Origin of the sequence: Vibrio kyushuensis (assembly GCF_050337325.1) — a bacterium.
Classification (GTDB): Bacteria; Pseudomonadota; Gammaproteobacteria; order Enterobacterales; family Vibrionaceae; genus Vibrio; species Vibrio kyushuensis.
Genome location: NZ_JAKJSV010000002.1, coordinates 499,639 through 512,553 on the forward strand (window position 1 = coordinate 499,639; position 12,915 = coordinate 512,553).

The window sequence follows — 12,915 nt, forward strand, 5'->3', positions numbered from 1 at the left end:
GCTAGTCCTTTTTCTTATTTATATTCCGTTATTGATTCTGTAAAAATCGTAACAATATTATTAAGTTATATCCCGCTGTTGAGCTGATCGTTACTGAGCTCGTTACTAAATAGCTAATAGGTACAAATCTATTAGATAAACAGCTAGCGGAAATGTTTAGATGAAATAAGTGTGTTGCAGTTACCGATACTATCGGCGTAAATCAGCTACCTCGGTAGGTTGAAAAACTGTATGGCGAAACGAGTAAAGGCACATGATAGTGAGAGTCTTCATCACTAAGCCCAAATCGGATCACGACATCATCAAGAAAAGGAACGTCATCTAGATTAACGCCTTGTCCCTCAAAATAACTTGCGACATGAAAGACCAATTGATATTTCCCCGGAACAAACTGTTCGTCTTCCAATAATGGTTTATTGGTACGGCCATCATCATTAGTAAATGTCTGACCAATCGGTTGATATTGCTCACCATCAAACTTGAATAGTTCCACTTTGATCTCTGAGCCTGGTGTACCTTTCATTGTATCTAGTACGTGTGTAGTTAGTTTTCCCATGGTGACTCTGCGCGGTAGCGCACTCCTTGATAGCTTTTGTTAATCGATAGCTTTTACAAATTCATTCTCTCTACAAACAACAAACAAATCGTTGTTCGTGCTGCTGTGATATTAATATGTACACAATTTTTGAAATAGTAAAGCTTAATGTTGCAGGTTTGTTACGTTGAAAAGATGATTTTATCGGTGCTCTCTCACAGAAGTTACTAACAATCATGTGTAAGGTTGATCTTAAGTTATTGAAAAGTAGGTGTGATTTTAAGTTAATTAACTTAATAAACAATTTCTTTACATTAAAATAAAAAATTGTATACAATGTAAGTATGAAGTTTGTAGAAGCAGTCTGATTATTGAATTGAGAATTAACTCTTCAATTAGCATTGTTTCTTTTATTAATAACGGTTTCTTAAAAGAATCGAGCAAGGAGCATTTGGATGAATAAGGATTATTCGAGAGATTTAATCGGCTATGGCCAGAATCCCCCTCATCCCCACTGGCCGAATAATGCCAAAATCGCCATTTCATTTGTTCTTAACTATGAAGAAGGTGGCGAGCGTTGTGTACTTCATGGTGATGAAGAGTCTGAAGCTTTCCTGTCAGAGATACCCTCTGCGCAGCCTATTAAGGGTGAACGCCACATCAGTATGGAATCGATCTATGAATACGGTAGCCGGGCTGGTGTATGGCGCGTATTACGTTTATTTGATGAATATGAGATTCCACTCACCATATTTGCCGTTGCGATGGCGATAGAACGCTACCCAGATGTTGCAAAAGCAATGGTTAAGGCGGGGCATGAGATTTGTAGCCACGGTTATCGCTGGATTGATTATCAATATATGGATAAAGATCTTGAGCGTGAGCACATGAGTAAAGCTATTGATATTATCGATCAGGTGACAGGGTCACGCCCATTGGGTTGGTACACAGGTCGAACAGGGCCAAATACTCGTCAGCTCGTTGCTGATGAAGGTGGCTTCTTATATGACTCAGACGCGTATGACGACGATCTGCCTTATTGGCACACACAAGGTGAAAAGCCGCAACTTGTTATCCCATACACGCTTGATGCGAACGATATGCGCTTTTCAACCGTTCAAGGCTTCAACAGTGGCGAGCAATTCTACCAATATCTGAAAGATACGTTTGACACTTTATACATGGAAGGCGAAACCGCGCCGAAAATGATGTCAGTTGGTCTTCATTGCCGATTGATAGGTCGCCCGGGTCGAATTGCTGCGCTGCGCAAGTTCTTAGACTACGTTAAACAGCATGATCGAGTGTGGCTAACGCGACGCGTTGATATCGCGAAACACTGGCACGAAGTACACCCATATTCAAAGTAATCATCATTAATGCTCAAGGAGGGCAACATGACCCAGTTTAGATTTTGTAAGCCAACCCAAATGGACAAAGAAGCCTTTGTTTCTCATTTTGCGGATGTGTATGAACACAGCCCATGGGTGGCGCAAGTCGTATTTGAACAAGGGCTTAGTGATGAAGATAACAATGTAGAAAGCTTACATTTAAAAATGGCTTCATCACTGCTCAACGCTGACCAAGACAAACAGTTAGCACTGATTAATGCTCACCCAGATTTAGCTGGGCGTGCAGCAGTTAACGGTGAGCTCACCGCAGCCTCTACGTCAGAGCAAGCTGGAGCGGGAATTGATCAATGTTCCCCGCAAGAGTTTACTAAATTTACCACCTATAACGATAGCTACAAAAGTCGCTTCAACTTTCCCTTTATCATGGCGGTAAAAGGGGCCAATCGTTACCAAATTCTCGAGTCGTTCGAGAAGCGATTAGGCAATGATAGTGAAACTGAGTTTGCTACTGCGATTCAAGAAATCAACAAGATTGCCCTGTTTCGCCTCCGAGATATGTAAGTCAACAGCGACAACTATTTCGGCTTAAAGCGAGCGCTGAATAAAGCCCTCGATACTCATTTTATTATTAATTGAACAATTGGATAGGATTCAAACGAATGACACAAGAACTTGGACAAACAAATCGCTTTCAAGATTACACGAACCTAGCAGACGAGCGACTCGGTGCTGAAGCACTTTATGCAACGGATGATTTCTTTGCAGACAAATCTCGCATGTTACGTCGTGAAGCGCCAGAGTGGAAAGATGATGTCTATGATGATAACGGCAAGTGGATGGATGGCTGGGAAAGCCGTCGTAAGCGTGGTGAAGGTTACGACTACTGTGTAGTAAAACTTGGTCTAGCGGGCACCATTGCGGGTGTAGACATCGACACAACATGGTTTACTGGTAACTTCCCTCCATCAGCGTCTTTAGATGCCTGTTACAGCCCAGAGGGTGCGCCTTCTGAGTCTCAAGAGTGGGATGAGATCATCGCGTCGACTAGTCTTCAAGGCGACAAGCATCATCTAACCGAAATTGACAGTGACAAAGTGTACACACACGTTCGCCTAAACATTTACCCAGATGGTGGTGTTGCGCGTCTACGTATCTACGGTCGTCCAAGTGTTGATTGGGTAAATCTAAGTGCTTCTCAGCAGCTTGATTTCGCAGCGGTAGAAAATGGCGGTCGCGCACTGGCATGTAGTGATGAGCACTATGGTACAAAAGCAAACATTTTAGGGCCTGGTCGCGGCGAAAACATGGGTGACGGTTGGGAAACCGCTCGTCGTCGTACGCCTGGTAATGATTGGGTCATCGTTGCGCTTGGTCACTCTGCAAATATCTCACGTGTTGTGGTTGATACCGCTCACTTTAAAGGTAACTTCCCAGACAGCTGTTCGATTCAAGCAGCTTATGTAAGCGGTGGTACAGACGATCAAGTAGAGACACAAAGTCTATTCTGGCGCGAACTGTTACCGGCTCAAAAACTATCAGCGCATGAGTTGCATGAGTTCAACGAGCAAGTGAACGACCTTGGTGCGATTACTCACGTTCGACTCAATATCTTCCCAGATGGTGGTATCAGTCGTTTACGTTTATTCGGTACTAAAGCCTCGAAGTAAGGGCTTCGAAGTAACCGTATCGAAGTAAAAAATAAAAAAAAGTAGTTATTAGGTAGCAGCTAAGTAAAAGCGAATAAAGGGAAATCAAATGAGCAACGGCAATCGTCAACTTGAACTATCACGTTTAAAAATAGAGCCATTAACAAAAGCAGCGTTTGCTGAATTTGGAGACGTCATTGAAGCTGAAAACAGTGATTTCTTCATGATTAATAACGGTTCGACTAAACGTTTTCATAAATTGGCGAGTGCAGATGTAGAAGAGCAGGGCGGTCACACCATCATGAGTATTTTTGAAGCAACACCGCTTGAGTACCCATTGACGATCAGAATGCTCGAAAGACACCCGTTAGGCTCTCAAGCTTTTATTCCATTACTTGGTCAGCCTTACCTATTGGTTGTCGCTCCAAAAGGCGACAACCCAAGCTTATCGCAGTGTCGCGCTTTTCTAAGTAACGGCAAGCAAGGTGTGAACTACTTAAAAGGGGTTTGGCATCACCCAGTATTGGCATTAACTCCTCAAGATCGTTTTCTCATTGTCGATCGAGCAGGAGAGGGCAATAACTGTGACGAAGTGCATTTTGAAGACAATTTAGTCTCTTTGCATTTGGATGACCTCCCTAGTGTAAATAATCAGGATGAAAAGCAGCTGGCTGTCGCGAATTAACCGTCTGGCTATTAGACGAACGAAAGCGCAGATGCATTAAAGGAGTAAATTATGGATCCGCATGTTACTGAATGGTTGAATTTGGCAATTCGCTGGGCTCACATGATAGTGGGTGTTGCATGGATTGGTGCCTCTTTCTATTTTGTATGGCTAGAGAACAACCTTAACCGTGTTAATCCAAAAACAGGATTGTCAGGGGATTTATGGGCAATTCACGGTGGTGGTATCTATCACCTAGAGAAGTACAAACTGGCGCCACCAGAAATGCCAGAGCACTTACACTGGTTTAAGTGGGAAGCGTACTTTACGTGGATCACAGGTGTTTTACTGTTAGGTGTGGTTTACTACCTCAACGCAGAAATTTACCTGATTGCACCAGGATCTGGGCTTGATTCAACCACAGCCGTTGCTATTGGTATTGGTGCGTTGATCGCGGGTTGGTTTGTCTATGATCTTCTTTGTGATTCACCATTGGGTAAGAAACCAGAACTATTAGGTTTTGTGCTGTTTTTAGCCTTAGTGGGTGCCGCTTACGGCTTGTCTCAAGTGTTCAGTGGTCGCGGGGCTTATATCCACGTTGGTGCAATCATTGGTACCATCATGGTGGGTAACGTATTCCGCGTTATTATGCCAGCACAGCGTAACTTGGTTAAAGCGATTGAAGAGAACAGAGAACCTGATCCAGCGTTGCCGGCGAAAGGTCTATTACGTTCACGTCATAACAACTACCTAACGCTACCAGTGCTGTTCATTATGATCAGTAACCACTTCCCAAGCACGTATGGGCACGAGTATAACTGGGCGATTCTAGCTGGTTTATCAATTTTCAGTATCTTGGTTCGTCACTACTTTAATACGCGTCATGGTAGCCAAAAGTTCGCATGGACCGTACCTGTTGCAGCACTGGGTATGATTACCTTAGCGTTTGTAACGTCACCGTATGCGAAAAAGTCGATGGCACCTGTTGCGGTTAAACCTACGGTTGAGCAAGTGCAGCCTGCAGCTGATTCGGCAATCTCTACACAAGACGTTGCAGCGACAGAAGCGCATGGTGATTCAAGCATGATTCCGTTTAAGCAAATCAATGATGTGATTCAAGAGCGTTGTTCGGTATGTCACTCAGCGACACCTTCTCACGCGGCCTTTGCAGCTGCGCCAGCAGGAGTCATTCTTGATACGCCTGAAGAGATCAAAGCGAATGTTCCTAGAATTGTGGCTCAAACGGTAACAACTAAGGTAATGCCTTTGGGTAACTTAACTCAAATGACCGATGATGAGCGTGTGCTCATTGGTGAGTGGGTTGAGCAAGGTGCGGTGATTCAGTAATTCAGTAGTAAAATCGAACGCTAAGTTTGCCGTCATGTTTTTCTCGTTACATCATGGCATGCTTAGCGTCGATAGCGGTTTTCTTAGATAGCTAGTAACAATCTTAACTAACAAGTAACTATCTCAAATAACCAGTAACTATCTCAGATAAGCACCATCGTTAATATCGACAGTACTGCCGTTTATGTATTGAGGGCTTTCTGTCCCTAGCCAAGTAATGGTTTGAGCTACTTCGTGAGGCTTAGCAAAACGGCCGGTTAAAGCGGATGCTTTGATTTGGTCTAAACGTTCTTTAGCAATTGATTCCATCATCGGTGTCATTACCGGACCGCTTGCGATCGCATTAACGGTTACGCCATACGAACCCAGTAATTTAGCGAAGCTTTTGGTTGCGTTAATTAAGCCCGCTTTAGTAACGCCATACCAAATGTCAGGGTGACCAATGTGACCCGCAATAGACGCGTTATTAACGATTCGCCCATGTCCTTTACGTTTCATGTTTATAGACACTTCGGTGATTAATGCAATAGGCGCTTCTAAGTTGACTTTAATGGTGAGCTCTTGCTTTGATAATGGGTAGTTTTCATAAGGTGCAGAGATCATAACGCCTGCGTTGTTAACCAATGTATCGACAGCAGGTAAAGAATCAATAAGGTTAGGAATACTCGCGATATCGGTAAGGTCAAAATCGACACACAAGACTCTTTCATGATCGTTAAATACAAAGTTTTCAAAAGAGTTCGATAAAGCGATGACGTGATAGTTTGCATCAAGGAACTGCTGACAAATTTCGCTACCGATTCCGCCAGTTGCTCCCGTAATCATTGCGTACTTTTTCATTCGTTACTGCCTCTCATGTAAATTATTGTTTATGGAATGTCTTGTTCCGGTTTATGGGATTTTGTCATTGGTTGTTGAGAGTGACGAGTAAATTAAAATGATAAAAAGTAAGAATAGACAGTGGGTATAAGGACAAGCATGGGCTAGGCACACAGTCTAGAGTGCCCATGTTTATTAGGATTTAGGATAATTTTGGAATCTTTAGAGCACTCTGTGAGCAGTTTAATTGATGCTAGGTTCTGTGGTTTACAAAGAAAGCGCGAATAGAAGCAAAACAGGCAAGGTAATAACGCTTAAAAAATTACCAAACAAAACCATCGATGCAACGTTAACAGGCTCGACATTAAAACGTTCTGCAAACAGATAATTCATCACAGCAGGCGGTAGCATGGTGAACAACACCATCATTTGTAGGTGCAGAGTTGGCAGCGGAATGAAAAAGTAAATGATGGCAAATGCCACGATTCCGGTGGTCAGTGACTGTACAGTGCAAAGCAGTCCAACTTTGAGCCCACTGATGCGTAGATTTACCATTTGGGACCCAAGAGATAGCAGCATAATAGGCACAGCCGCTTGGCCCAGTAATGAACTTGCTTCATACAAAGGGTTCCAAACCGCAATTCCAGATAGGTTTAAAAACATGGCAAGAGAAGCGGCTAAAAATACAGGCATGGTGATAATTTGTTTAAAAGGGTTTCCTGTACTGAGTAATGCTAAACCAATACTGATGTGAACACAGGCAGACATTACAAAGAGTAAAACTGCAGGTGCCAATGCAGCATCACCGAAGGTATAGGTAAATAGTGGAATAGCCAGGTTACCGCTATTACGAAACATATGCGGTGGAGCCCAAGCCTTAAAATTTAACTTAAAAATTTTACATATTGGAACCATTAATAGGCCGGGTATCAATATAGCTACTAAAGAAGCGTAAATGAGAGGCAGCTGCTCAGTATCGAGTGGCATGGTGGCTAACGAAGCAAACACCAACGCTGGAATACAGACGTTCATGTTGATTTGATTAATGGGTTGAAAATCAGGCTTTAGCCAACGGCCAATAGCAAAGCCTGCGAACGCAAGAGCAAAGACGGGGAATAGAATATTAATCACTTGCTCGAACATGGGAATCCTTTTCCAAAAGAGAGACTGAGTTAGCGACGTTAGATCATTAAGTTATCAATATTTTACGGGGCCGTCACTTGAGTTCTCTGAGTTTACAAACGCAAGTGTGAGATTGAAGTGAAAGAACATGAGTTTGAATATATTTTTACTAAGAACAAAAATATCAGCCCAGTTTGGATATACTGAAAACTGATTAATATTAAGAGCTTCCGTCATGCAGTTAAATTCACTGATCGCGCGTCAGATTGTAGAAAGAGCAAGTAAGATTATTCAATACCCAGTCAATGTAATGGATGAAAATGGTCAGATCATTGGTTCCAGCGACCCTGCTCGATTGCATCGAACCCATGAAGGTGCACTGCTCGCCATTCATGACAACCGAACGGTTGAGATCAACAAAACCGTCGCCAGCACGCTGATTGGAGTGAAAGAGGGGATTAACCTCCCAATCGTTTATCAAGAGAAAGTGATTGGTGTCGTTGGCGTTTCAGGGGTTCCTGATGATGTGAGAAGTTTTGGCGAATTGGTTCAAATGACGGCGGAATTGATTGTTGAGCAAGCTGCGATGATGGCTCAAATGCAGTGGAATAACCGTCATAGAGAAGAGCTGTTAAGGCAGTTAATAGAAGGGTCGAGCCTTAATGACAACCAGTTGATGTCCATCGCTGAGCGTCTTGATTTGGATCTTGTACAGCCTAGAGTGGCAGCGTTAGTCAGAGTGGTACCCAAGTTAAATGAACCCGTTACCCAAGCACAATTGCAAAAGCTGGTGAATTTATTGGAGTACCCTGAGCGGGATAACATTGTCGGCATTGTATCTGTATCAAATAATGAAGTGGTGGTGCTAAAACCCATCACAATAAAAGAAGACCAGTGGTGCATTGATGTTGAAAAAAAACGGGTAGAAAAGCTGATTAAACGGGCAAAGAAAGAGTGTGACTTTGCCATTCAGATTTTCGTTGGAGGCTATTTCACAGGGTTAACAGGGCTAGCTCGATCGTATGAAACGGCGAAAGCGACACTAGACTCATGTATGCCCACATCGAAGAGTGCCCTGTTTTTTGGTGATCATAAGCTTTCGGTCTTTATTAGTAGCTTAAAGCAAGATTCTTGGAAAAAAGAACAGCTCATGAATCCGGTGAACTTATTAAAGGATCACGATAATAAGGGGACGCTAACTCGAACTCTTAACCAATATTTCGATCAAAACTGCGACATGGCGCAAACTTGTAAACTGTTACATATACATAGAAATACGCTTAGGTACAGGTTAGATAAGGTTAGTGAAGTTACCGGTTTAAATATCAATAAGTTAGAGGATATGATTCAGCTCTATTTGGCGCTTAAAACCATTAAGGATTAGTACCTAATTTGTGCGTGCGCACAAAGTTAAACGTTATAATTGTCAATAATTTGTTAATGTGCCTAAAGGAATATAGGCAGTATATCTTGATAATGGTGATGTCCCTACAGACTCACCCAGCATAAGCAATGATGCGATACTGCTGAAAAATATATAATGAACAAGGAATTATCATGACACTTATCTTGATACTGTTGGGGGTGATAGCATTTATCGTCCTTTCAACCACTAAATATAAAGTACACCCATTTTTGGCGTTGATACTCGCGGCATTTTTAGCTGCGTTCGCTTATGGCCTACCTGCAGATAGCATCGCGAAAACTATTGCTTCAGGCTTTGGTGGAATATTAGGTTACATCGGTCTGGTTATTGTACTTGGTACGATCATCGGTGTGATTCTGGAAAAAAGTGGCGCTGCGATTACCATGGCAGACACCGTTATCAAGGTTCTTGGTGAGCGTTATCCAACACTAACAATGACCATTATTGGTTACATCGTTTCTGTTCCTGTTTTCTGTGATTCTGGCTTCGTCATCCTCAACTCATTAAAAGAGTCGTTAGCGAATCGCCTAAAAACATCTAGTGTTGCTATGAGTGTCGCGCTTGCGGCGGGTCTTTATGCGACTCACACGTTTGTACCACCGACTCCGGGACCTATCGCTGCTGCAGGTAACCTCGGTTTGGAATCTAACTTAGGTTTAGTTATCGGTGTTGGTGTCTTCGTTGCTGCGGTTGCTGCTCTTGCGGGGATGTTGTGGGCAAACCGATTTAAAGATGTTGAGCCCGATGGTCAAGTTGATGAACTAGCCGAAGCTAACCAAGATTGGAAGACACTTAAAGCATCTTATGGCGAACTTCCTACAGCAAGTCAGGCGTTTGCACCCATTTTTGTACCTATTGTACTTATCTGTTTTGGTTCAATTGCACGATTCCCATCACTTCCACTTGGCGAAGGGTTTATCTATGACACGCTTAACTTCTTAGGCCAGCCATTAACGGCGTTGATTATTGGTCTATTGCTTGCGACACGTCTATTAAAAACAAGCGATAAGATTGCCGAATTTGGTGAGCGTATTAATCAAGGTATTACTGCTGCTGCACCTATTCTACTAATCACTGGTGCAGGTGGTGCGTTTGGTGCAGTACTTAAAGCAACGCCACTGGGTGACTACCTAGGCACAACGTTATCAGCTCTAGGTGTTGGTATCTTTATGCCATTCATCGTAGCAGCGGCATTAAAATCTGCGCAAGGGTCATCAACGGTTGCACTAGTGACTACCTCAGCATTGGTTGCGCCTCTACTCGCTCAGCTTGGTCTTGATTCGGAAATGGGTCGAGTACTAACAGTAATGGCGATAGGAGCAGGTGCAATGACAGTTTCACATGCCAACGACAGCTTCTTTTGGGTGGTATCTCAATTTAGCCGTATGTCGGTAGGGCTGGCGTATCGTGCCCAGACAATGGCGACTTTGGTTCAAGGTGTAACGGCAATGACGCTTGTCTACATCTTAAGCTTAGTCCTTTTATAATTATAAAAATCAGGAAGATCCTATGAAAGTGGTTATTGCACCGGATTCGTACAAAGAAAGTTTAACGGCAATGGAAGTGGCAACGGCTATTGAGCGTGGTTTCAAAAAAATCATGCCTAATGCAGAGTATGTGAAGTTGCCAATGGCAGATGGCGGTGAAGGCACTGTTCAATCACTCGTTGATGCAACAGGCGGTGTTATCGTCAAGCAGAAAGTCACAGGACCGTTAGGAGACACCGTTGAAGGTTTCTTTGGCCTAGTCGGTGACGGTTCGACGGCCATTATCGAAATGGCTGCGGCTTCTGGTCTTGACCTTGTTGAACGTAATAAACGTAATCCACTAATAACCACTTCATATGGAACAGGCGAATTAATTAAAGGCGCGCTCGATAAAGGCGTGAAGCATATCATTATTGGCTTAGGCGGCAGTGCGACTAACGACGGTGGCATAGGTATGGCGCAGGCATTAGGCGCTAAGCTGCTTGATGAAAATGGTATCGACTTAGCCTTTGGTGGTGGCAGTTTGCACCGTCTAACTACGATTGATTTGTCACAGCTTGATCCTCGCTTGAAAACGGTAACGTTAGAGGCTGCTTGTGATGTTGATAATCCACTTTGCGGACCAAAGGGTGCTTCAAGTGTCTTTGGACCTCAAAAGGGCGCGACACCAGAGATGGTTAAAAAGCTAGACTCTAATCTTGCTCATTATGCGAAGATTATCTATCAAGCAACGGATAAAGACGTGAAAGATATTCCAGGAGCAGGTGCTGCTGGTGGTCTGGGAGCCGCTTTGATTGGTTTGTTTGACGCAGACCTTCGCCCTGGTATCAACATTGTTATGGATGCGGTTAACCTTTCTGATGTTGTGAAAGATGCCAATCTAGTTATCACTGGTGAAGGTCGTATTGATAGCCAAACTATTCATGGTAAAACACCGGTTGGTGTTGCTCGCACCGCGAAACAATTTGGTTTACCTGTGATTGCTATTGCTGGATCAACGGCTGCAGATTGCGAAGTTGTTCATGAGCACGGCATTGATGCGGCATACAGTGTTGTGCTTGGTGCGACAGATTTACCGACAGCGCTTAAAGAAGCGGCATTCAACGTGGAAATGACCTCACGTAATATTGCGAAGGCATTAACCATTAAATTATAGAATGTCGTTAGGCATGGTTTGAGTTTATAGACAATACGAGGGGGCTTAGGCCCCCATTCTTGTGCTTTGTATAAGGTGAATCCCAAGATTTTTCCTTTCGCTACATTGTAGATCAGATAATTTTAAAACTGATAATTCAAGCCGACCGACATGAGATACTCATCACTCTCATAGAAGTCAAAATTGGAGGTAGTGATGGACGCGCCAGCAAAAGATGTGATGCTCCAATTATCCCAGTTCTCTAAATCTCGGTATTCATACGCTAAGAATAAGAAATAAATATCGTCTTTACGGTGACCACCAAAGTAGGGGTGGGCAGCGTCATATTTTCGGTTTCCGTAGCTGCCTGTTAAAGAGACAAAGTGTCTAGGCGTGTTATAAAAATAAGTCACTTCCCCTGTGTATTGATCGAACGATGCCGCGTCACCTTGGGCGTCGTGATTAATAACGTTAACAGCGCCAGTGAATCCAGTATGAGGTGTTAGCATTGTTAGGTGCTGAATCTTGTAATACAGACTGTCACTCTCGCGGTGAAGGGACTGATCAGATATTTCTTCGTCATCAAATTTGGCAATAGCGTAGGCCATGTCAAATGAGAAACGGCTTTCCATTATGTTGGTGAACTTAAATCGATACGCTCTCCCGTCGACATCCGTTGTCACTCTTTCGCTCCCAGTCGCATAAGGATCTGACCACATTTCATTGGCGACGATAGTGGGTAGGAACGCAAGATCAAGCTTCGTCCCTCGTCTTGATGTAAAGCGATAACCCAACTCAAAGGCAAGGGTTCCGACTGCGAGGTCATCTCTAGAGGTACCTAGATACACACTATGAAAGCGTTCTTTATCAAACTTATATTCGAAATTTCCTAATGGCCCGACGAAAAAGTCCGTATTGCTTGAGCCCTTGCTAGTAACGTTGCCAAGGTGGTTGTCTCCCTCAGGATTGAGATTAGAGTTTGACGATGTCATACCCGTGTTAATTGAAAAGTTGCCGCTAAATCGTTTGGCATCAAAAGCGTGTACCGAGAAGCTGGCGGTGCAGGTTAGTGCAATGAATGTAAAGAATGGGATGAAGTGGTTGGTCATGAACTCTTTTCTCTCTTGCTAGATGTGATGAAAGTCACAAGGCGCTGCGGTATTGGCAGTCTAGACAATGAGTTGAGTTATATGAAATGAATTGAAGTGAAATTAGATAAATACAGTGGCAGCGACGGATACATCAGAAAAAGTAAAATGTAATATAAATTATAAAAAATCATGGGCAACCATACGGTTACACTGTCGGTCAATATGCATTGTTATTACATAAAAGGGGCACCAAGTTGGCGCCCCTTTATAGCGTTAAGGCTATGTATTATTAGA

11 protein-coding genes and 2 pseudogenes are annotated in these 12,915 nt (G+C 43.2%); 9 read left to right on the forward strand and 4 right to left on the reverse strand.

From position 1 onward, the window contains the following. Positions 1-202: 202 nt before the first annotated feature. On the reverse strand, positions 203-556 hold the full coding sequence (gene uraH, locus L4D20_RS02270; protein ID WP_428799939.1) for a hydroxyisourate hydrolase: 354 nt from the start codon (positions 554-556) through the stop codon (positions 203-205). Between the two features lie 434 nt (positions 557-990). Between uraH and puuE the strand changes: the two genes are divergently transcribed. From puuE to L4D20_RS02300, 6 genes and pseudogenes are all read left to right on the forward strand, one after another. Beyond that, entirely contained in the window at positions 991-1,902 is a 912-nt protein-coding gene (gene puuE, locus L4D20_RS02275; RefSeq protein ID WP_428799940.1) for an allantoinase PuuE, read from the forward strand. Between the two features lie 27 nt (positions 1,903-1,929). Continuing rightward, on the forward strand, positions 1,930-2,445 hold the full coding sequence (uraD, locus tag L4D20_RS02280) for a 2-oxo-4-hydroxy-4-carboxy-5-ureidoimidazoline decarboxylase (RefSeq protein ID WP_428799941.1): 516 nt from the start codon (positions 1,930-1,932) through the stop codon (positions 2,443-2,445). A 98-nt stretch (positions 2,446-2,543) separates the two neighbouring features. After that, positions 2,544-3,551, forward strand: a complete 1,008-nt coding sequence (alc, locus tag L4D20_RS02285; RefSeq protein WP_428799942.1) for an allantoicase — start codon at positions 2,544-2,546, stop codon at positions 3,549-3,551. 88 nt (positions 3,552-3,639) lie between these two features. Next, complete coding sequence (locus L4D20_RS02290; RefSeq protein ID WP_428799943.1) at positions 3,640-4,215, forward strand: ureidoglycolate lyase; 576 nt, start codon at positions 3,640-3,642, stop codon at positions 4,213-4,215. A 51-nt stretch (positions 4,216-4,266) separates the two neighbouring features. Next, a pseudogene (locus L4D20_RS02295) lies at positions 4,267-5,194 on the forward strand (urate hydroxylase PuuD); the annotation flags it as partial. A gap of 92 nt (positions 5,195-5,286) precedes the next feature. After that, a pseudogene (locus L4D20_RS02300) lies at positions 5,287-5,541 on the forward strand (urate hydroxylase PuuD); the annotation flags it as partial. A gap of 138 nt (positions 5,542-5,679) precedes the next feature. Here the strand turns inward: L4D20_RS02300 and L4D20_RS02305 are convergent. Both L4D20_RS02305 and L4D20_RS02310 read right to left on the reverse strand, forming a co-directional pair. Continuing rightward, on the reverse strand, positions 5,680-6,381 hold the full coding sequence (locus L4D20_RS02305; RefSeq protein ID WP_428799944.1) for an SDR family NAD(P)-dependent oxidoreductase: 702 nt from the start codon (positions 6,379-6,381) through the stop codon (positions 5,680-5,682). A 246-nt stretch (positions 6,382-6,627) separates the two neighbouring features. Next, positions 6,628-7,503 (reverse strand): AEC family transporter, encoded by an 876-nt coding sequence (locus L4D20_RS02310; protein ID WP_428799945.1) that lies wholly within the window; start codon positions 7,501-7,503, stop codon positions 6,628-6,630. Positions 7,504-7,717: 214 nt separating this feature from the next. On the opposite strand from L4D20_RS02310, the gene L4D20_RS02315 reads away from it, so the two are divergent. The 3 genes from L4D20_RS02315 to L4D20_RS02325 all read left to right on the forward strand — a co-directional run bounded on the left by L4D20_RS02315 (position 7,718) and on the right by L4D20_RS02325 (position 11,551). After that, entirely contained in the window at positions 7,718-8,866 is a 1,149-nt protein-coding gene (locus L4D20_RS02315; protein WP_428799946.1) for a sugar diacid recognition domain-containing protein, read from the forward strand. A gap of 173 nt (positions 8,867-9,039) precedes the next feature. After that, positions 9,040-10,395, forward strand: coding sequence for a GntP family permease (locus L4D20_RS02320; protein WP_428799947.1), 1,356 nt, complete (start codon positions 9,040-9,042; stop codon positions 10,393-10,395). A gap of 22 nt (positions 10,396-10,417) precedes the next feature. Then, on the forward strand, positions 10,418-11,551 hold the full coding sequence (locus L4D20_RS02325; RefSeq protein WP_428799948.1) for a glycerate kinase: 1,134 nt from the start codon (positions 10,418-10,420) through the stop codon (positions 11,549-11,551). Positions 11,552-11,673: 122 nt separating this feature from the next. Here the strand turns inward: L4D20_RS02325 and L4D20_RS02330 are convergent, their stop codons facing one another. Beyond that, positions 11,674-12,639: a DUF2860 family protein gene (locus L4D20_RS02330; protein ID WP_428799949.1), complete on the reverse strand. Its 966-nt coding sequence runs from the start codon at positions 12,637-12,639 to the stop codon at positions 11,674-11,676. Positions 12,640-12,915: the final 276 nt, after the last annotated feature.